At 34.3% G+C, this 21,317-nt stretch carries 18 protein-coding genes; 3 read left to right on the top strand and 15 right to left on the bottom strand.

Going from position 1 to position 21,317, the window contains the following annotated elements:
• Nucleotides 1-85: 85 nt before the first annotated feature.
• On the bottom strand, nt 86-820 hold the full coding sequence (gene truA, locus JC605_RS11870) for a tRNA pseudouridine(38-40) synthase TruA (protein WP_198856393.1): 735 nt from the start codon (nt 818-820) through the stop codon (nt 86-88).
• Nucleotides 821-1,032: 212 nt separating this feature from the next.
• On the opposite strand from truA, the gene JC605_RS11865 reads away from it, so the two are divergent.
• Nucleotides 1,033-1,527, top strand: coding sequence for a metallophosphoesterase (locus JC605_RS11865; protein ID WP_198856392.1), 495 nt, complete (start codon nt 1,033-1,035; stop codon nt 1,525-1,527).
• Here the strand turns inward: JC605_RS11865 and JC605_RS11860 are convergent, their stop codons facing one another.
• From JC605_RS11860 to JC605_RS11850, 3 genes are all read right to left on the bottom strand, one after another.
• Entirely contained in the window at nt 1,528-2,436 is a 909-nt protein-coding gene (locus tag JC605_RS11860; RefSeq protein WP_198856391.1) for a sensor histidine kinase, read from the bottom strand.
• 11 nt (nt 2,437-2,447) lie between these two features.
• On the bottom strand, nt 2,448-3,107 hold the full coding sequence (locus JC605_RS11855; protein ID WP_198856390.1) for a response regulator transcription factor: 660 nt from the start codon (nt 3,105-3,107) through the stop codon (nt 2,448-2,450).
• Nucleotides 3,108-3,256: 149 nt separating this feature from the next.
• Complete coding sequence (locus JC605_RS11850) at nt 3,257-3,667, bottom strand: DUF4293 domain-containing protein (RefSeq protein WP_198856389.1); 411 nt, start codon at nt 3,665-3,667, stop codon at nt 3,257-3,259.
• Between the two features lie 181 nt (nt 3,668-3,848).
• Between JC605_RS11850 and rho the strand changes: the two genes are divergently transcribed.
• Nucleotides 3,849-5,684 carry a transcription termination factor Rho gene (gene rho / locus JC605_RS11845; RefSeq protein ID WP_198856388.1) on the top strand — a complete coding sequence of 612 codons (1,836 nt, stop codon included), beginning with the start codon at nt 3,849-3,851 and terminating at the stop codon, nt 5,682-5,684.
• Nucleotides 5,685-5,851: 167 nt separating this feature from the next.
• Here the strand turns inward: rho and JC605_RS11840 are convergent, their stop codons facing one another.
• The 4 genes from JC605_RS11840 to JC605_RS11825 form a co-directional block, all read right to left on the bottom strand.
• Complete coding sequence (locus JC605_RS11840) at nt 5,852-6,868, bottom strand: M28 family peptidase (RefSeq protein ID WP_198856387.1); 1,017 nt, start codon at nt 6,866-6,868, stop codon at nt 5,852-5,854.
• A 9-nt stretch (nt 6,869-6,877) separates the two neighbouring features.
• Nucleotides 6,878-7,846: a DUF3667 domain-containing protein gene (locus tag JC605_RS11835; protein ID WP_198856386.1), complete on the bottom strand. Its 969-nt coding sequence runs from the start codon at nt 7,844-7,846 to the stop codon at nt 6,878-6,880.
• A gap of 43 nt (nt 7,847-7,889) precedes the next feature.
• Nucleotides 7,890-8,663, bottom strand: coding sequence for a dienelactone hydrolase family protein (locus JC605_RS11830; RefSeq protein WP_198856385.1), 774 nt, complete (start codon nt 8,661-8,663; stop codon nt 7,890-7,892).
• 109 nt (nt 8,664-8,772) lie between these two features.
• Entirely contained in the window at nt 8,773-9,225 is a 453-nt protein-coding gene (locus JC605_RS11825; RefSeq protein ID WP_198856384.1) for an Lrp/AsnC family transcriptional regulator, read from the bottom strand.
• 226 nt (nt 9,226-9,451) lie between these two features.
• On the opposite strand from JC605_RS11825, the gene rocD reads away from it, so the two are divergent.
• The gene (rocD, locus tag JC605_RS11820) at nt 9,452-10,702 is read left to right on the top strand and encodes an ornithine--oxo-acid transaminase (protein WP_198856383.1); all 1,251 of its coding nucleotides are present in this window, start codon (nt 9,452-9,454) and stop codon (nt 10,700-10,702) included.
• Between the two features lie 138 nt (nt 10,703-10,840).
• On the opposite strand, the gene JC605_RS11815 is transcribed toward rocD, so the two are convergent.
• From JC605_RS11815 to JC605_RS11785, 7 genes are all read right to left on the bottom strand, one after another.
• Complete coding sequence (locus tag JC605_RS11815) at nt 10,841-12,499, bottom strand: arylsulfatase (protein WP_198856382.1); 1,659 nt, start codon at nt 12,497-12,499, stop codon at nt 10,841-10,843.
• Between the two features lie 34 nt (nt 12,500-12,533).
• Nucleotides 12,534-13,793: a YeiH family protein gene (locus JC605_RS11810; RefSeq protein WP_198856381.1), complete on the bottom strand. Its 1,260-nt coding sequence runs from the start codon at nt 13,791-13,793 to the stop codon at nt 12,534-12,536.
• 126 nt (nt 13,794-13,919) lie between these two features.
• Nucleotides 13,920-15,539: a sulfatase-like hydrolase/transferase gene (locus JC605_RS11805; protein ID WP_198856380.1), complete on the bottom strand. Its 1,620-nt coding sequence runs from the start codon at nt 15,537-15,539 to the stop codon at nt 13,920-13,922.
• 333 nt (nt 15,540-15,872) lie between these two features.
• Nucleotides 15,873-16,589, bottom strand: a complete 717-nt coding sequence (locus JC605_RS11800) for a thioredoxin domain-containing protein (protein ID WP_198856379.1) — start codon at nt 16,587-16,589, stop codon at nt 15,873-15,875.
• Nucleotides 16,590-16,600: 11 nt separating this feature from the next.
• Nucleotides 16,601-17,656, bottom strand: coding sequence for a sterol desaturase family protein (locus JC605_RS11795; RefSeq protein ID WP_198856378.1), 1,056 nt, complete (start codon nt 17,654-17,656; stop codon nt 16,601-16,603).
• A gap of 232 nt (nt 17,657-17,888) precedes the next feature.
• The gene (locus tag JC605_RS11790; protein ID WP_198856377.1) at nt 17,889-19,805 is read right to left on the bottom strand and encodes an arylsulfatase; all 1,917 of its coding nucleotides are present in this window, start codon (nt 19,803-19,805) and stop codon (nt 17,889-17,891) included.
• Nucleotides 19,806-19,837: 32 nt separating this feature from the next.
• Nucleotides 19,838-21,310, bottom strand: coding sequence for a RagB/SusD family nutrient uptake outer membrane protein (locus JC605_RS11785; RefSeq protein WP_198856376.1), 1,473 nt, complete (start codon nt 21,308-21,310; stop codon nt 19,838-19,840).
• Nucleotides 21,311-21,317: the final 7 nt, after the last annotated feature.

Here is a 21,317-nt window from a genome sequence, read left to right as displayed (position 1 = left end):
TTAAGCTTTAGGCTTTTAAGCCATAAGCTATTAGCAGTAAGCAACAAGAAATAAGCCTAAAGCCTATTGCCTAAAGCTTAAAGCTTTATAAATAATCGTAATCTATTTTGGTTAAATATAAACCATGTGCAGGAACCGAAAATCCTGCTTTTTCTCTGCTTTTGCTGGCAATGATATCCTCAAAATCGATTAAAGTGATTTTCTTTAAACCAATATTGATCAAAGTGCCTACAATTGCACGAACCATATTCCTTAAAAACCGATTTGCCGAAATGGTAAAAATCAGTTTTCCGTTTTCTTGTTTCCAATATGCCTCAAAAACCGTGCAATCAAATGTGTTGACATCAGTGTTAACTTTTGAAAAACATTGAAAATCGGTATGTTTCAATAATAATTGCGCTGCTTCATTCATTAAACTGATATCTAGTTTTTGCGAAACATACCAGCTCAATTCCTGTAAAAACGGATTTTTTAAGGTATTAATATGATATTCATAAGTTCGCTTTGTAGCGTCAAATCTACAATGGGCATCATCGTGAACTGGTATAATATCAAAAATAGCAATATCCTTTGGTAAATACGAATTCAGTTTATGAGTCAAAACCGGAATATCTAAGGTTTTTTCTGTGTCAAAATGACCATACATTTCGCTGGCATGAACACCCGTATCTGTTCTTCCAGCACCCATAATGCTGATAGTTTCATTTAATAAAACCGAAAAAGCTTTATTTAAAGTTTCTTGAACTGAAGAAGCATTTGGCTGTATTTGCCAGCCATGATAATGTGTTCCGTTATAAGCGAATTGAATAAAATATCTCATTTTTAGGGACAGAGGTTCTGAGGTGCAAAGGTACAAAGGTTTTTTTAAAAGAAGCTAAGATTCTAAGATACTAAGGGTCTAAGTTTTTTGCGTAAGGATATAGTGCTTTTATGTCTCTGCTAAAACAATCACATCGAAAACAAAAATTAGCTTAGTGACTAAAAAGAAAAACCTTAGTATCTTAGCATCTTAGAATCTTAGCACCTTAGAAAATGACCAAAATCCTGCTTCTCTCAGACACTCACAGTCATATTGATGATACCATTTTAAAATATGTTGCTCAAGCAGATGAAGTTTGGCATGCTGGAGATATTGGAGATTTGGTAGTTACGGATACCATAAAAAAGCTAAAACCTCTAAGAGCAGTTTATGGGAACATTGACGATGCGCAGGCAAGATTAGAATTTCCGTTAAATAATAGATTTTCTTGCGAAAATGTATCAGTCTGGATTACGCATATTGGAGGTTATCCTGGAAAATACAATCAGAATGTTAGGGAAGAATTGGCTCTGAATCCGCCGAAATTGTTTATTTGCGGACATTCTCATATTCTGAAGGTCATGTTTGATAAAAAAAATAATTTGCTGCACATGAATCCCGGCGCTGCTGGAAAAAGCGGATTTCATAAAGTGAGAACCATGTTGCGATTTGTAATCGATGATGATAAAATCAAAGATTTGGAAATTATTGAAATAGGAGCGAAGTAATTAATGTGGCAATGGAAGCTGAATTTTTATTTTGGTTCCCTGTTTTTCTTTTGAAACAATAGATAAAGTTCCTTTGTATTTTTTAATTTGAGCTCTTATCCTGTTTAATCCAAAACCTTCAACCTCTTTTAATTTCTGAGTTTTAAAACCAATTCCGTCATCGTAAATGCATAGAATTAATTGATTTTCTTTTTCAGTCAGAGAAAGCTTTGCTTTTTTAGCGTTGCTATGTCTGGTGATATTGCTAAATAATTCGCTAACTATAAAATAAATTTTCATTTCGAACTTTTCAACATATCTTCTGCTGGTTGGAATGGAACTTGAAAACTCAAATTCGATCGCAGAATTTGAATTTTTTTCGCATAAATCTTCTAGAGCATAAATTAATCCAAAACGAACCAAAAGCGACGGAACAAGATCGTGAGACATATCTCGTAGTAATTCGTGCACTTCAGATAAAATGTTTTTAGCTTTCTGGATTTCATCCGATTTTATGTCATGTTGAGCCGTAAAAGTATTTAAATGCAATCCTGCGGAAGACAAAAGTGAATTGATATTGTCGTGCAGAAAAGAAGCAATTTTTTTTCGCTCTACTTCTTGAGAATCTATACCAGAATTAATGATATCGAGAAGGATTTTCTGTTTGGTGTCTTTTCGTTTTATCTTCTGCTTTAATTTATTGTTTTGATATAAAAAATAAAATAAAAGAAAAATGATGACGGTAAGTATAATAGACAAACTGACGATTTTTTTGTTTCGTAGTTGTTCTGATTTGCTAAAATGATTATTTGCAATTTTACTCTTAATTTCAGTTTGTGGAACTTTTACGGTATCAGTAGATTGTGCGGTACTATTTCCTTCAAAAGCAATAAGAAAAAGAATATATATAAAGAATTTAAAACGAAACATAAAAGCAATTTTTAAGGATTGATTAAATTGTTTTTAAGAGCATATTTTACCAAACCTATTGTACTTTTTATGTTGAGCTTTTTCATAATGTTTTTACGATGCGTTTCGACAGTATGGGAGCTGATGAAAAGTTTTTCGCTGATTTCTTTTCCACTATATTCCAAAGCAATCAAAATAATGATTTCAATCTCACGAGGGCTTAAGATTGGATTTTCTATAACCGCGTTTGAGTTGAGTTTTGGGTTGTCTCTAAAAGTGTTGAAGATTTTTTCTCTAACAGCGTCGCTAAAATATTCCTGACCTTGATAAACAGCTTCGACAGCTTCAATGATATTTTCGCCAGCGCAATTCTTGGTGAGATAGCCCTTTGCACCTAGTTTCATTACTTCTTTAATGATTTTAAGATCATCATAACTAGATAAAATAATGACCTTGCAAGGAAGTTGTTTTTGGTTAAACTCTTTTAATGTTTCTATGCCGTCTTTTTTAGGCATACTGATGTCTAGAATCAAAACATCAGCTTTGTCGTTTATAACATCATCATAGACAGTGGTGCCGTCCAGTGAAGTTCCTGCCACTTCAAAGTTTGAAACAGTTTGAAGCAGGTTGGACAGTCCATCAATTAGAACCTGATGATCATCTGCAAGATGAATCCTTATTTTGGGAATCATGATTGTCTAAATTTGAAAACACAAAATTATACTATAAAACGCATTTTTATTATGCTCTTCAGGTTTGATTTATAATATAATAGGGTAAAAAAAAACCCGAATCAGAGTTCGGGTTTTTCTTCGCACAAAATAAACTAAAGTTTATAGGTTTACCTCAAACGATCAACAGATTTTACAAGATCCTCATCCTTTTTGATGGCCTTATTAGCTAGAACTAATAACACGATAGCAACAATTGGCATGAACATCCCAATACCTTTCTCAGAGACCTCAGTCCCTCCAGATAAATTTAGTGATCGATATACAAATAATCCTAATAAAATTAAATTTAATATTATGTTCAGTCTGTTTAGTACAAACTGATTTTGTCTCTTTTTAAATGAAATTATACTGATAACACTAAGCATAGTTGTTAATCCTAGTAAAAAAGTATAAAGCATATCCTGCATAAAAAAGAATGGCTTTCCTGCACTAGTTGTCCAAAGCGGAACAAAAAGCAATAAAATGCCAGTTGCTGCAAAAGCTAGAAATATATATACAGTTTGAATTCTTTGTATCATGATCTAAAAATGTTTTACAAAAATATATTTTCTTTTTTTAAAATACTATTGTATGATAAAATTTTATTCGTATTATTGCATCATAATACCGTAAGCACTTCATACTGCGGTCAATTCAAATTAATTATCTACCTATTCTTTTTACAGTATTCCTTAAAATAATTAAATTCATAGAACATTCATGTTTGATATTTCTGCATTAAAAGAAATGAAGCTTGCTGAGCTTCAAGAAATAGCTAAGTTAGCTAAAACAATAAAGATTACTGGTGTCAAAAAAGAGACTTTAATTAGTCAGATTTTAGCACACCAAGAGAGCACTAATGCTCCGGCTCAAGCACCTCAAGCAGAAGTAGTTTCTGAAGCCAAAGATGAAAAACCAAAACGCGCTAGAATTGCTCCAGCAAAAACAAAAGCAGCAAATACCAAAAATGCTCCTGTTTTAGAATTTGATAAAGTAGAGGAAACTGTTCAAAAAAACGATACTGCTGAAACAGTTCAGCCAATTGCAGAAAAGGCAGATGAAGCAGTAGAGGAGAATAAAACACCAATAGCAAAAAAAGAGCCTAAAGGTGGAAAATTCAATAAACAGGCATATGAGAAGAAAGTAGCGCTGAAAAAAGAAAAAGAAGTAACCGCTACTGAAGAAGTTGTAGAAACAGCTCCATCAGAATCAATTACTTCTGAGCCAACAGCCGAAACAGCTGAAAAAACTTCACAAATTGCTCCTGCAAAAAAGATCAATCCGAATCAGAATAAAAATCAGAACCAGAACCAGAATCAAAACCCGAATCAGAACCAAAATCAGAACGGGAATGGCAATGGAAACGGAAATCACAATAATCAAAACCCTAACCACAAGAATAAAAAGAACAATAATAACTTCAGAGATTCGGATTTTGAATTTGACGGAATTATTGAAAGTGAAGGCGTTTTAGAAATGATGCCAGACGGTTATGGGTTTTTACGTTCATCAGATTATAATTATTTAGCTTCTCCAGATGATATTTATTTATCAACTTCACAAATTAGATTATTTGGTTTAAAAACCGGAGATACAGTAAAAGGAGTGGTTCGCCCGCCAAAAGAAGGCGAGAAGTTTTTTCCATTGGTTCGTGTATTAAAAATTAACGGTCACGATCCGCAAGTAGTTCGTGATAGAGTTTCTTTCGAACACTTGACACCAGTTTTTCCTTCAGAAAAATTCAAACTAGCCGAAAAAGGCAGTTCTATTTCAACAAGAATTATAGATTTGTTTTCACCAATAGGTAAAGGTCAGCGTGGTATGATCGTCGCACAGCCTAAAACAGGTAAAACAATGCTTCTTAAAGATATTGCAAACGCAATTGCTGCTAACCATCCAGAAGTTTATTTGATTGTTCTTCTTATTGATGAGCGTCCAGAGGAGGTTACAGATATGCAAAGAAGTGTTCGTGGTGAAGTTATCGCTTCAACTTTTGATAGAGAGCCACAAGAACACGTAAAAATCGCTAACATCGTATTGGAAAAAGCAAAACGTTTAGTAGAATGCGGTCATGATGTTGTGATTCTTTTAGACTCGATTACACGTTTAGCAAGAGCATACAATACAGTTCAGCCAGCATCTGGAAAAGTATTAAGTGGAGGTGTTGATGCAAATGCATTGCAAAAACCAAAACGTTTCTTTGGAGCAGCTAGAAATGTAGAAAATGGCGGTTCTTTAAGTATCATCGCAACTGCGTTAACAGAAACAGGTTCTAAAATGGACGAAGTTATCTTCGAAGAATTTAAAGGAACTGGTAACATGGAATTACAATTAGATCGTAAGATAGCTAATAAACGTATTTTCCCTGCAATCGATCTTACTTCATCTAGTACACGTCGCGACGATTTATTATTAGACGAGAAAACTTTACAAAGAATGTGGATTATGCGTAAATATCTATCAGATATGAATCCAGTAGAATCTATGGACTTCGTAAACGATCGTTTCAAGAAAACAAAGAATAACGAAGAGTTTTTGATTTCGATGAATGACTAGTTAAAGTTGCTAAGGTTCTGAGATGCTAAGATTCTAAGTTTTTTAGCTTTGAGAAAAAGCAAACCAAAAGATATATAAAACAAAAAAAAGGATGAGTAAAACTCATCCTTTTTTTATATTCGTTCCTAAGAGAAACTTAGAATCTTAGCATCTCAGAACCTTAGCAACTATTTTTTATCAACTACCGGTCTGTTTTCTCTATTTGCTAAATCCCAAGCTACTACAAAAGCAAGTTTAGTTCTTTTGGTTAAAGCATCGTATTCGATTTTTTGAGGTTCGTCGCCTTTTCCATGGTAATCTTCGTGAACTCCGTTAAAGAAGAAAACTGCAGGAATGCCATGTTTTGCGAAGTTATAGTGGTCAGAACGCTCATAGAAATGGTTTGGATCTTTTGGATCATTAAATTTAAAATCTAAGTCCATTTTGATGTATTTATCATTTTGAGCCACAACTGCATTGTGTAAATCAGATGATAATCTGTCTGCGCCAATTACGTATACATAATTATTTGTGTTTGCATGCTCCACATCACGACGCCCAATCATATCGATATTGATGTCTGCAATTGTGTTTGCAATTGGAAACAATGGATTTTCAGAATAAAAACGAGATCCGTGTAAACCATGCTCTTCGCCAGTTACATGAAGAAATAAAATAGAGCGTTTTGGTCCGTGTCCTTGTTTTTTTGCTTTAGCAAAAGCTTTAGCCATTTCCATAACTGCTACAGTTCCAGAACCATCATCATCAGCTCCGTTGTAAACTTCACCATCTTTAATCCCAACGTGATCGTAGTGTGCAGAAATTACCAAAACTTCATCTGGTTTTTCTGAACCTTCAATGTATGCCCAGATGTTTTCTGAATCAGGTAAATTTTGATTGCGTTTTGCATTCATAAATGTTGCAGGAACAGGCTGGTAATAATCTGAAGCTCCTTTTGGAAAAGAGATTCCATTTTTTTTGTATTGCTCAATCATGTAAACTCCCGCTTTTTTCTGTCCTTTAGAACCAGTTTCGCGACCTTCCATTTCATCAGAAGCAATAGTGTAAAGCATTGTTTTAAGATCTTTTTCGCTGATCGCCTTAATATATTTCGAAGGATCCGAGTTGTCTTTTGATGCTGTTGACTGTGTAGTTTTACAAGAATACGCAGTAACAATTAAAAATAAAATGAGTAATTTTTTCATTCTAGATAGTTAGTGTAAATTAATAAATGTGTAAAGAACGTAAAGGGTCAGTAAAAATAGAATAAAAAGTGAGTTTATTATAAAGAGCATAACGCTTTTAACAAATGACACTATTCGGGATTCTCCATAAAAACGATGATGTGCGGGATAAAAATAGTAACACATCCAAATTGTCCCTACAAATGTTGTTATTGATGATATAAAAGTCAATGGATTATCTTCTCCGAAGAAGCCAATCAGTCTGTCAACGATAAACATGATGAGAAAGATCAGTAAAAGGAAGGAGAAATAATGGAGAGTGAAAATTCCATGATCAAAATAATACCACTTTTTTTTGTTGTGAAAAAGCCACAGGAAAAAAGCAAAAAATGGCATAATGATGAATAAGATTTTGGGAAGATTGTGAAAAAAAGATTCAATAAACTTTTCTATAATTTCTCTTTTCGTATTGTTTTCAGTTACATGTACAGCTTTTTCATAAACCCAATACGTAGAAGCATTCAACTTATCGTTTTCTTTTCCATATTTCTGAATAGAATCGATTTCCTTCATCGATTTTAAATGGAAATACTTGTCTGCTTCTTTTTTAGTGAGTCCTTCGGTATTTTTTGCCAGTTCTTTGCTAAGCACTTTTTCACTTTTATCAATATCGCCTTTCACTTTGCTAGGAAACATTGCAATTAGAAAAAACGTAATAAAACTGATGAAAATATATAATCTAACAGGAGCTAAATAAGATAGACGTCTTCCCGAAAGATATTCTTTAGTAAGTGTTGAAGGCTTAAAGAGCAGATTTTTTATTGTTTTCCAGAATGCATTTTCATAATGCGTTAAATCTTCGAAAAAATGGATAAATAAATGATGAAAAGTCTTTCTGGAATCACTGTTTTCTTGTCCGCAGTTAGGACAAAATTTTTGCTCAACAACGTGCCTGCAATTTAAACAGGTTTTGTCTTCTCTAATTTTGTTGTGTGACATTGGTTATTTCAGTTGATTTTGATTTGGTGTAGTTTTTTAGTTTTTATTTTTTTAGCACTTCATTTAAGAAAAGCTGTAAATGCTCAAAAGATCTTTTTGCCGCAACAGGATTATATGCAGCGCCTTTAGAATTGTCATTTCCAGCTTCTGGATTTGTAAAAGAGTGAACAGAATTAGCATAGTAAATCATTTGCCAATCAGCTTTAGAATCGCGCATTTCTTGTTGGCAAGAAGCAATTTCTTCTTTAGAAACAAAAGGATCATCGGCACCATGGCAGATTAAAACTTTTGCATCGATTGTTTCCGTTTTTCTACTAGCGTCTTTTCCTAAACCGCCATGAAATGATGCTACTCCTTTTAGCTTCAAATGCCCACGTGCAGCTTCTAGAACTCCAGTTCCGCCAAAACAATATCCGATAGCAACAATATTATCAGCATTAGCTCCAGACTTTACTAATTCTTTCAAAGCAGCATCAATACGTTTTTGATAAGCTTCGAAGTTTGTTTTATAAAAACCAGCCTGTTTTCCAGCATCTCCAGTATTTTTAGGATAGTTTCCTTCTCCATATATATCGGCGATAAAAACATTATAGCCTAGTTTAGATAATTCTTCTGCAATTCCTTTAGAAGCGTTATCAATTCCTAGCCAAGCCGGTAAAAGCAGGATTCCTGGGTTGTTAGCACTTTTTTTAGCAGATTTAATAAATAAGCCATTTAACTGTTGGCTGCCTTCTGTGTATTTTACGGGTTTTAACTGCGCATTCATGAGGTTAGAAAATAAGATTGCACTAAATAAAATAACTATGGAGTTTTTCATGATTTCTTCAATTTTTAACAAATATCAGAAATATTATGTTACAAAAAAACCTCACAACTAAATTCTTGTGAGGTTTGTAACGAATATTTTAAAAGAATCTTTTTCTTTTTTATAAAGATATATTTCGTTTAAAAGCGCAGCCTAGTTCTACGATAGAATCGGTTTTGTCAATGCCTGGAATTCCATCGATTTTTTCATAAAGAATGCGACGCATATGTTCGTGATTTTTTGCTATGATTTTTATGTAGAGTGTAAAAGAACCTGTTACATAATAACATTCGGTAATCTCGGGAATTTCTTTAAGCGCTTCAATAATTCGTTCAGAATCAGAATCTTTGTTCAGTGTGAGTCCAGTAAAAGAAGCCCAGTCATAACCAATTTTCTTTTCCTGAATAATAGGTTTAATACCACCAATTACACCTTGTTCAATCATTCTGTTAATACGCTGATGCACCATTGTATTTGATATTTTAAGATTAGTGGCGATAGAAGAAAAAGCCATTCTTCCGTCTTTTTCTAATTCTTTAAGAATACTAATATCAAATTCGTCTAATAATTCCATTCAGTAAAAATCGTTTAAAAATTGAGTCTTTTGCGATTCATAAAAGTAATTCTTTTTTTTAATAAACTGACAGCTAATCAAATTTCCCCTAAAAAATAAATTTCTCTTTTTTGAAGCGCTTAAGTTTTATTTTTGACTTTTATTTTGTTATATTTAAGTCAAAATATTGTTTTTTGGATTGTTATTTGTTTAATTTTAATATTTTTGTAGAAATAAAAAGCATATTATGATAAGTACAGAAAAAGCACTTTCGTCAAAATCAGAAATTTTGATTGAAAAAGAGAATAAATACGGAGCTCATAATTACCATCCGCTTCCGGTAGTTTTGGAGCGTGGAGAAGGAGTATACGTTTGGGATGTTGACGGTAAAAAATATTATGATTTTTTATCTGCTTATTCTGCAGTAAATCAAGGTCATTGCCATCCGAAAATCGTGAATGCAATGGTAGAACAAGCTCAGAAACTTACTTTGACTTCTCGCGCTTTTTACAATGATAAATTAGGAAATTACGAAGAATATGTAACCAAATATTTTGGTTTCGATAAAGTTCTTCCAATGAATACAGGAGCAGAAGCAGTTGAGACTGCTTTGAAAATTTCTAGAAAATGGGCTTATGAAGTAAAAGGAATTCCAGAAAATCAGGCGCAAATTATTGTGTGTGAAAATAACTTTCACGGAAGAACAACTACTATTATTTCATTTTCAAACGATGAAACAGCTCGTAAAAACTTCGGACCTTTTACTGATGGTTTCATTAAAATTGAATACGATAATTTAGAAGCACTTGAAAAGGCTTTAAATTCATCAAAAAATATCGCTGGATTTTTAGTTGAACCGATTCAAGGCGAAGCAGGAGTTTATGTTCCTTCTGAAGGATATTTAGCGAAAGCGAAAGCTCTTTGCGAAAAACATAATGTATTATTTATTGCCGATGAAGTTCAAACAGGAATTGCTCGTACAGGAAAACTTTTAGCAGTTCATCACGAAAATGTGCAACCAGATGTTTTGATTTTAGGAAAAGCAATTTCTGGTGGAGTTTATCCAGTTTCTGCAGTTTTGTGTAATGATGAAATCATGAATGTCATCAAACCTGGACAACACGGATCTACTTTTGGAGGAAATCCTGTCGCAGCTGCTGTTGCAATTGCAGCTCTTGAGGTGATTAAAGAGGAAAAACTGGCTGAAAATGCAGAACGTCTAGGAGTTATTTTAAGAGACGGATTAAATAAAATCGCTGAAAAAAATAACTTAATTACGCTAGTTCGTGGAAAAGGTCTTTTAAATGCAATTGTAATCAATACAGACGAAGAATCAGATCTGGCTTGGGAAATCTGTTTGAAATTTAGAGATAACGGATTATTGGCAAAACCAACTCACGGAAACAAAATCAGACTGGCTCCGCCTTTGGTTATGACGGAAGAACAAATAAAAGAATGTCTTGAGATTATTGAGAAATCTTTGAATGAATTTAAATAATTATCGGTTAGATATAAAAATAAAAAAGCAGCAAGTAAAATTGCTGCTTTTTTTGTAGATCATTTTTTATTTTAAAAAGCGACTGTTGTATTACCAATCGCTTTTTGTTATAATTACTAAAAATATCAAAAAAAGTAATTATTTTTTTAATGCAGCGCCGCCAGGCATTGTTTCCGGTTTCAACTTAAATTTGCTGTATTCTACGACTCCTGTTTTGTCTGCCCAATCAAAATATTTTGCTGAAAGATCATTTACAATTCCAGGGTTTTGAGCAGCAACATTTGTTGTTTCGCCTCGGTCCTTTTCAAGATCATAAAGCTCCCATTGGTATGACGGATAAATAGAGACCAATTTCCATTTTCCTTCTCTAACCGCTCTGTTTCCAGCTCTTTCCCAAAATAACGGTGCGCCTCTGTTTACTTCAGAAACATTGTCAAATAAAACAGGCAACAGACTTTTGCCAGCAAGCGGATTTGAAGTAACACCGTTTAGATTTTTAGGATATTCAATTCCTGCCAATTCATAGAAAGTAGGAGCAAGGTCAATAATATGACCTGTTCCTTTGTCAATTCTTCCGGCTTTAATTTTTGAAGGATACCAAGCTATAAACGGTGAACTAAAACCTCCTTCATGCATATTGTTTTTATAATCCTGTAATGGAGTATTCGATAAATATGCCCAGTTTTGTTCCTGATAATCAAATGATCCCGAAGTTCCAATAGGCCCATCATTTCTAACCAAACCTCTTCCTAAGGGATTGTAAGTATTGAATCCGCCTTGAGCACCATTATCAGAAATAAAAATAATCAGTGTGTTTTTGTCTTTTTTAAGTGCTTTCAGTTTATCTAAAACTTTGCCCACATTCTGATCCATATTATCTACCATTGCAGCATAAACTTCCATTTTTGCTTTCCAGAATTGTTTTTCATCATAAGTCAGTTTATTCCATTCTGGAACTTCTGGATCTCTCGGGGCAATAGTTTGGTCTGGTAGTAAAATTCCGTTTTCTTTTAATTTTTTGATTCTTTTTTCTCTTAAAATGTCCCAACCTTCATCAAATTTCCCTCTGTATTTTGCAATATCAACGGGTTTTGCCTGTAATGGCCAGTGCGGAGCAGTAAAAGCTAAGTATAAGAAGAAAGGTTTGTTTTCTTTATTTTGTTCGTCTAAAAAAGTAACAGCGTTATTTCCAATTTCATCTGTAAAATAATAGGAATCATCTTTTGGGTGCAATTCCTCGTTATTGCGAATTAATTTTACTGGATAAGGCGTTTTTCCGAAAGGCAAAGGTTTGGTGTCAAAATAATTGGAAGCTCCTTTTAAGATGCCATAAAATTTATCGAAACCTCTTTGATTTGGCCATTGGGCTTGATCTTCTGAACCAACATGCCATTTTCCTGATAAAAGGGTACTGTACCCGCCCGAACGGAAAACTTCTCCTAATGTTAAAGATTCTTTGTTTAAATATCCTTGATAAGCTGGCAGTCCTAAATTGACGTCAAAAAAGCCAACTCCCGCTTTATGCTGATATTGTCCCGTTAGTAAAGAAGCTCTTGTTGGTGCACAGATAGAGTTATTGTAAAATTCGCGTAGACGAGTTCCTTCTTTTGCCAACCGGTCAAGGTTTGGCGTACTAATTTCAGATCCGTAATTTCCTAAATCCGAATAGCCCATGTCGTCAACCAAAATCAAAACGATGTTAGGTTTTGATGCATTATTCTGAGCATTTAAATCGTAAATACATCCTGTTCCTGAGAGAAGGAAAGAAAGTAAAATGTTTTTTAGTTTGGTATTCATAGTATTATATTTTGTTTTTAAAGCTCTCTTTAAATTATTTGCTAAAGAGTAAAAAAGCAATGATAAGTGTAATGATGATATTAAATAACTGTGCGATTAAGAAAGTAATCAAAGGTTTTTTGCTATTGTTTTGAAGCAGATCTTTGAAATTGGTTTCTAGACCAATACTTGTAAAGGCCAAAGCAAACCAAAGGCCCTGAATATTTTTTAAACTTTCCTTGACAGTTTCTCGAGTTTCGGGTGTAATGAAAAAAGAGAAAACTATAGAGGCGCCAATAAACCCAATAACAAATTTTGGAAAACGTTCCCAGATGACATAAAGTGATGGTTTTGATTCTAAAGCTTCTCCCGATTTGTTGTGCGTATAAGTCCAATAAATAGAAATGGCAAAAGCAGCAATTCCTAATAAAACATTTTGAGAAAACTTTACAATAGTACTGATTTTTAATGCCGTTTCGCCAACCAAAGTTCCAGAAGCAACTACGGCGCCAGAAGTATCAATGCTTCCTCCGAGCCAAGCTCCTGTAACTTCTTCAGGAAAATTAAAGTATTTGGCAATCATTGGCATAAAAATCATCATTGGAATGGCTGTGACCAAAACGATAGAAATTACATAAGATAATTTTTTAGAATCTCCTTTTATGGCTCCAGAAGTTGCAATCGCTGCCGAAACGCCACAGATAGAAACAGCACTCGAAATCATCAAAGTCAATTCATCATCAATTTTTAATTTTCGGCAAAGCCAAAAGGCAAAATACCAGACAGATAAAACAACAACCAAAGCTTGAATTAACCCTAAAGATCCTGCTTTTAGAATGTCTGAAAAAATAACAGTCGAGCCTAATAAAACCAAGCCAATTTTGACAAAAAGCTCAGTTGATAAAGCAGAACGAAACCATTCTGGAAGTTTGAATAAATTTCCAATTATTAATCCGATTATTAAACTGAAAATAACTGCTTCCAGATTTAATGCTTTGATTTTTGCATTTCCGGCAAGAATTAGCGCAATTAGGGTAAGGAAATAAATTATTGGAAATGCAAGAATGAAATTCCTAACTGATTTTCCAACTAAAAAAGTTCCGATAATTCCAATTAAAAGGAAATAAATAAATTGCAACCCTATAGTTTGAAGGTTTTTGATTTCGAAAATATTGTTTATTAAGTCTGTTCCGTTTGTCCATTTAAAAAAGGGAACTTCTGGCAGAAAAATAAAAAGTGAAATTCCGATAATGAGAAAACCGAGAATTACGACGGTCCAATCTTCGTGAATAGTAAATTTTGTTGAGGTTGACATTTTGATTTTTTTCTTTCCTGCAAGGTTTCCAAAACCTTGTAGGTATTAAGTAATTATTGGAGTAGTTAAAAACAAACCTACAAGGTTTTGGAAACCTTGCAGGAGAGGAGTATTTATATTTAAAGTTTACAAATCGACAAAGTATTTTTGTTTGCCAAAGTCAAATTCATAATAAGTCAGATTGGGCCAAAGTGGTTTAATTAAACTCTTTTCCCAAGTTTGTAAAGCTGTTTCTAATTCTTTTACTTTCTGCGGATTTTGTTGTGCTAAATCTTTTGTTTCCGATTTATCTGAAGCCAGATTATAAAGCCATTTTTCATGCGTTTTTCCGCTAATGATTAATTTCCAATCACCACTTCGAACCGCTTTTGCATCACCAGAACGCCAATACAAATCTTTGTGCGCTACTGTGTTTTCATTTACTGTTTTTACTAAATCAACACCGTCATAAACTCTGTCTTTAGGTAAATCAGAACCAATAGCTGCGGCAATTGTTGTAAAAATATCTAAAGTGCTTACAGGTGTTTTGTAAATTGTATGAGGTTTGATTTTTCCTTTCCACGAAAGTGAAAACGGAACATTAATTCCGCCTTCAAAATGAGAAAATTTCCCACCTTTTAAAGGAGCATTTGTTGTAGCAAAAGTATAATCGGCACCACCATTGTCACTTGCAAAAATGATTAAAGTATGATCTTCTAAACCTTCTTTTTTGACTTTTTCTCGAATTCGCCCAACGGCATCATCCAAAGCGCTGATCATAGCAAAATAAACACGTTTGTTTTCGTCTTTAACATTCGGAAAACGATCGTAATATTTTTTGCGAACTTGAAAAGGAGTGTGAGGCGCATTAAACGGAAGATAAAGTAAAAAAGGCTTATTTTTATTTTTATCAATAAAGGCTTCGGCTTCGTCAGCAAACTTTTCAGTTAAATATTCTTTTTCATCGATAATAGTAGAATCTCGTCTAATTTGGCCAATTCCAACTCGTCCTTTGCCCCAAATCGTTTTATCGGTAAAATCTTTGTGATGATGATTGATAATATCTGGATTATCATCTTCAGGCGTATAAAGTGAGAAAGCTTGATAAAACCCGTAATGATAATCGAAACCGCGATCTAAAGGGAAAAATCCTTTGTTGTGACCCAAGTGCCATTTCCCGATTATTGCAGTGCTGTAACCTTGTCTTTTAGCTAAATCGGCAAATGTGATTTCTGATTTTGGAAGTCCTTGTGTTGCAATTGAAGCTTCATTTGGATAATTGATTTTATCATTTAATCTCCAATTGTCTGTTTTAATTAAATATTTAAAACCGTAATATTCCAAATTGTTTTTTGGATAGCGATCACCTGGCTGATATTCATGACCAAAACGTTCCTGATATCTTCCTGTAATTAATCCAGCGCGTGAAGGCGAGCAAATTGCTGCAGATGCATATCCATCAGTAAAAGTAACTCCCGAAGCAGCCAAAGAATCGATCTGCGGAGTAGGAGTCGATTTTCCGCCGTAGAGCGAAATATCATATTTGCCTAAATCATCAGCAAGGATAATAATGACATTGGTCTTTTTTCCGGAAACGGAATCTTTAGGTTTTGAAGCCAAAAAATCTTTTTTCCCTTTTGCAAGTTTTTGATCTTCTTTGACTAATGTTCCGTCTGTATTAATTGGCCAGAATAAAAATGCTGCTATAATCAGAAGTACAAGTAAAAAGGGGAGAGCAATTTTGGTTATTTTTCTATAGGTTGCCATAGTATGGTTTTTGGTTTGTATTGATTGGAATGTTAGAACTTTGACAAAGTTTTACACGCATTTTTGTCATTCCGAGGAACGAGGAATCTCCGCAAGAAACTCTACAAAGATTGGCGATTTTGGTTGCGTGGCTTCGACTTCGCTCAGCCTGACAAATATTACGATTATAGAACTCTGTCAAAGTTTTACACGCATTTTTGTCATTTCGACGAAGGAGAAATCTTCACGAGTAACTCCGCAACGAATATCCAATCTTTGTAGAGCTTCTTGCGAAGATTTCTCCTTCGTCGAAATGACAATATTATGGTTACATAAGTGTAAAAAGTTTCGAGATTATTTCGAAGCCAATGCAACATCAACCTCATTTTTCAAATCGTTGATGCCTTCTTTCTTAAAAATAATTTTTCCATTTTCGTATAAAATCAAAGTCGGAAAAACTCTTACGGTTTTTAAATCGGCAATAACCTGCGGACTGTCTTCTAACTCAATTTCTAAGATCTTTAAATTGGTTCCGTATTCCGATCGGATAGTTTCCAAAATGGGTTTTACTTTTTTACAAGGCGCGCAATATTTGGAACCAATATCTACTAGAACAGTTTTATTATCGGCAATAATTTTATTGAATTCTGCCAATGATAATTTGCTTTTTAGATTCGAATAAAAAGGCTTTCCGTTTCCAATCCAGTTAGCAATTCCGCCTTCTAAACTGTAAGCTTCTGAGAAACCATTTTTTAGCAATTCTTTTTCTAGAGCAACACTTCTTCCTGCTCCGATAGAATAAATAAAAACAGGTTTAGATTTATCAAGTTTTGAAACAGATTGTAAATAATTTTCAGATTGAAGATTAAAATTTACAGCGCCTTCGATATGGTTTAAAGCAAATTCTTCGGACGTTCTCGCATCAACAATCTGCGGACTCTTTTGGCTTTTTATTTTCGAATAAAATGAATCTAAAGATAATGAATTATGAATTTCATTTTGCGAAAAAGCAGCAATTACCCATAAAAGGGCAATTGCTGTTATACTGATTTTAAAAAAATGATTTTTCATATCTGAAAAGATTATACTTGTTCTAAAACTGGTTTAGGAGTTTCTTCAGTAACTGCTTTAGGTTTTAAAGGAAGTGATAATACTCCTTCAGAAAGTGAACTTCCTTCTTTTTTAGATTTAAAAATTGGCCATAAAAACTGTGCGTACCATTCTTCTTGTTTGTATGATTTTGTTCCATACGATTCTGGATATTTACGGGTAATTAATCCTGTTCCAAAAATGACATCCCAGATAAAAAACATGTTTCCAAAGTTTCCTTTAAAATGCCCAACACCGTCTCCGCTTGTATCAGCATGATGTGCATGATGCGTTGCTGGAGTAGAAATAAGTCTTTCTAAAACCCAAGCAATTGGATGTAATATTTTGTATTTGTAAAAAGGTTTATCCCATTTAATGCTTGAATGCGCTCCCAAAGTGATAAAGCTTTTGATTACCAGAACAAATAAAGCCGGAAGTCCTAAACCTAAATATGTTAAAGTCGCTGTCAAATAAATTTGAGAAAAGAAAACGGTATAAATAAAGTTTTGTCTAGAAGCCATAGCCATTCCCATATATGGAGCAGAGTGATGCGTTCTATGAAAACGCCATAAAAACGGAACCTGATGATGCAATCTATGATACCAATATTGCGTTAAATCGTCTGCAATGGCGATTAAGAAAAAGCCTCCCCAAAATGGAACCCATGACAATGAATTAGCCAAATTTGGCAACAAATAAGGCAAAGCTGTTAAACTAAAAAAAGCAATTACAGGAGGTAAAAGCAATTTTGGCGCTAGGAAACAAACAATGTCTATTTTACGTTCTTCGCCTGTCCATTCGTCATCATACAAACCAGCTGCAAATTCGATTACGCCAAGAACTAGCATAAAAACAGTTAATCCCCAAGTTCTGATGTTTGCAAAGACAGGCTGTGCAAATTCTAAAAATGATGGAAGTGTAATATGCGACTGACTTATCGCTCCTCCAGTTAATTTAAAATAAAGGTAAATTGCCACTACAGGCAATGAATAAATGAAGAAACTTATTGTTAAGTCTCTCGTTAATTTTTCTTTTTGAACTATTGCCATGATCTCTTACTTTAAAAAATTATTTACTACTGCTAATCCGCCAGCAAGAATAGCCAGTGGAACTAAAAACAAGATTATCCCCACGACAATCTTTTTTCCTATAATTTCATAATCTACTCGTTTCATAATTACTCTTTTTATTTCCTGCAAGGTTTTTAAAACCTTGTAGGTATTTTTTTTTAGCTTTTAATTTAAACCTACAAGGTTTGAAAAACCTTGCAGGTTGTGTAATTTAGTTATTGGTTCCTCCAGGTTTAGTAGCCTGTTTGATTAAGTCAGAAACTGTTTTTCCTTTATCAGCTCCTGTGTTGTGGATTCTTCTGTTGTAAACGTCCTGCCAATCAATCAATGGATACACATTGTTTTCTTTTGCTTGTTCGTCAAATAATTTTTGAAGTTCAGCCAGTTTTTCAGGATATTTTTTTGCCAGATTATTACGTTCGTTAAAGTCTTCGTTTAGATTGTATAATTCCCAAACATCTGTATCAAAATTGCTTGGAGCAGGTTTCTCATTGCTTCCTAGAGATTTTTTTACTGCAAAAGAATCTGGTAAATGTGCTGCAGAAGCTTTCCATCCGTCTTTGTAAATGGCTCTGTTTCCGAAGATGTAGTAATATTGAACTTTGTGTAATGATTCTGCTTTAGGATTATCTAAAGAGGCTTGGAAAGAAGAACCTTGAATTATATCTTGTTTGATTCCTTTGATATATTCTGGCGCTTTTATTCCTGCAATAGCTAATGTAGTTGGAAGTAAATCGGTTACGTGGCTGTATTGATTTCTGATTCCGCCTTTATCTTTAATTCCGTTTGGATAAAATACAATCAATGGGTTACGAGTTCCTCCTTCTGAATGTGCATCCTGTTTCCAGTTTTTGAAAGGAGCATTGGTTGCTTGTGCCCATCCTAAAGGATAATTAGTATTTAATCCTTTAGCCGTTCCGATTTCTCCAATATTGTTTAAATTGCTTTGGAAATTCTCTTCATCTGTTTTTCCTTGAGCAAACAAACTCTGATTGATTGTTCCTTGTAGCGTTCCTTCTTTGCTAGCGCCGTTATCACCAATAGCAACAAAGATTAAAGTATTATCCAATTGTCCGCTTTCTTTCAAATAGTTTACAACTCTTCCAATTTCGTAATCTGTGTAGGTTAAGAATCCAGCGTAAACTTCCATGAATCTTGCATATACTTTCTTTTGGTCTGGAGTTAATTTTTTCCATTCTGTAATTAAAGCGTTACGATCTGGCAGTCCTGCATTTTGAGGAAATATTCCCAATTTCTTTTGGTTTGCCAATACTTTTTCACGGTAAACATCCCAACCTTCATCAAATTTTCCTTTATAAGGTTCAACCCATTTTTCGGCAACCTGATGAGGTGCGTGAACTGCTCCTGGCGCATAGTACAAGAAGAATGGTTTTCCTGGCGCAGCTTTTTGCTGTTTCTGAATATAACTGATAGCTTTGTCTGTAATCAATTCATTTAAGTGGCGTCCATCAGGTTTAATATGAGTTTGATCTTCTACCAAATCAGGATTGTATTGATCGGTTTGCGAACCTAAGAATCCGTAGAAATGATCGAAACCTTTTCCTGTCGGCCATCTGTCAAACGGACCCGCATCTGTAGCATCTTCGTCTGGTGTAACACCATATTTTCCAACTGCAAAAGTGTTGTAGCCATTGTCACGTAAAATCTCTGCAATTGTTCCTTTATCAGAAGGAATTCTTCCGTCCCAACCTGGGAAACCGGCAGATAAAATAGTGTGAGAAAATCCGCTTACGTGAACTCTTCCTGAATTTCTACCGGTCAATAAAGCAGCACGGGTAGGAGCACAAATTGCTGTTGTGTGAAAGTTAGTATAACGAAGTCCGTTATTAGCAAGATTATCAAAAGTAGGAGTGTTGATTAAACCTCCAAAAGTACTTGAAGCTCCAAATCCAACGTCGTCCAAAAGAATCCAAACAATATTCGGAGCGCCTTTTGGAGCCGTTACAGGTTCTGGCCAATATTCTTTAGAATCAGCTAAAGTTTTACCGATTACACCTTTAAATTCTGTTTTTTCCTGTGCTACTCCTAATTGTGCAATAAGGAAAGCTGTAACCAAAAGCCCTTTTTTCGGACTTTTGAATGTAATGCTATTTTTAAATTTTTTCATTGTTTTATAGTTTTCTAGTTATATGGTTTTATTTAATATCCAGGGTTTTGCGGTAATCCATCAGGGTTGATGTTTCTTTCGCTTTGCGGAATCGGATAAAGATTATTTCTTTCTGAAACCGAGTTTTTAGCCGTTACTTTTTTCACTTCGGTAACCAATGTTCCCCATCTTACCAAATCGTACCAACGCTGTCCTTCTTGAACAAATTCTTTTTTGCGCTCTTCTTGAATTGCTGCTCTAAAAGAAGTTTGGTCTAATCCAGATAAATCAAGAGATGCATCTGGAGTTGTAATATCTTTTCCAAAAGCTCTTCTACGTACTTGATTAATTAATTCGTAAGCTTCTGCAGTTGGTCCACCTTGTTCATTTATCGCTTCCGCTAAAGACAAAAGAATGTCCGCATAACGAATAACAGGAAAGTTGATCGCTACGTTTGAAGGTGTTGCCAGATTAGACAAATCCAAGTATTTTTTGAAGATTGGTTTCGGAAAAGTGTAAAGTGTTCCCGTTGACGGATTAAGCAATTGTTTGGCATAACTCACATCTCTTCTTTTATCACCAGGGGCATAAATATCATAAAACAAAGCAACGTCTGATATAATATCTGCTGGTTCAGTCGCTGTAAATCCAGTAAAAGAAGTTGCTTGAAAAGTACTTCCGCTAGAACCATTTCCTGCCTGATTTGGTTCAAATTGAACCGAGAAAATATGTTCTTTTCCGTTCTTTTTTGTTTTAGTGAAAATGTCTTGAAAATCTTCAAACAAAGCATATCCGTAACCTCCATTAATAACTTCTCTAGATTTTGCTATAGCATTTGGCCAGTCTTTTCTAGTTAGATACACTTTGGCTAAAATTGCTTTTGCAGCACCAGAAGTAGCACGCCCAGCATCTGCTGCAGTATAGGTTTTGGGTAAAGCTTCGGCATCAGTCAAATCTTTAATGATTTGATTGTAAACTTCGTCAACTGTTGAACGATTAGTTTTTAAATCTCCCAAATTGATAGAAGTAGATTCGTGTAAAACAATCGGAACGCCACCCCAAAGACGAACTGCCTGAAAATATAATAGTCCTCTAATAAATTTAGCTTCATTAATTAATCTAGTTTTGATTACTTCAGAACCAGAAACTTTCGAAATATTGTCAATAGAAACATTGGCTCTATTGATTCCGTTATAAATTTGTCTCCAAGCTACTTGAACACGGTCATTAGTTGCATCATGCGTTAAACTGCTCATTGCTCTAACCTGCGGATTTGTTGCAGAAACTCCTGCAGCTGCATAATCAGATCCCATATCAGTCAAGAAATAAAGGTTTCTTCCAAACAAACTTTGCTCACCTGGATCAAGGCTTAAAGAAGCGTAAACAGCAGTTACACTTGCAACGGCATCATCTTGAGTGACAAAATAATTGTCTTCGGTTACAAAAGAGGTTGGTGTTACCTCTAGATCAGCGCACGATGCCAATAGGCCAGCACTTAAAAGGAATGTTATAATGATCTTTTTCATTTTGATA

The sequence above is a fragment of the Flavobacterium sp. IB48 genome, assembly GCF_016405855.1.
In the GTDB taxonomy this organism is placed as follows: Bacteria; Bacteroidota; Bacteroidia; order Flavobacteriales; family Flavobacteriaceae; genus Flavobacterium; species Flavobacterium ginsengisoli.
The sequence above is the reverse complement of the archived record's forward strand: the minus strand, read 5'-3'. Positions and strand labels throughout refer to the sequence as shown.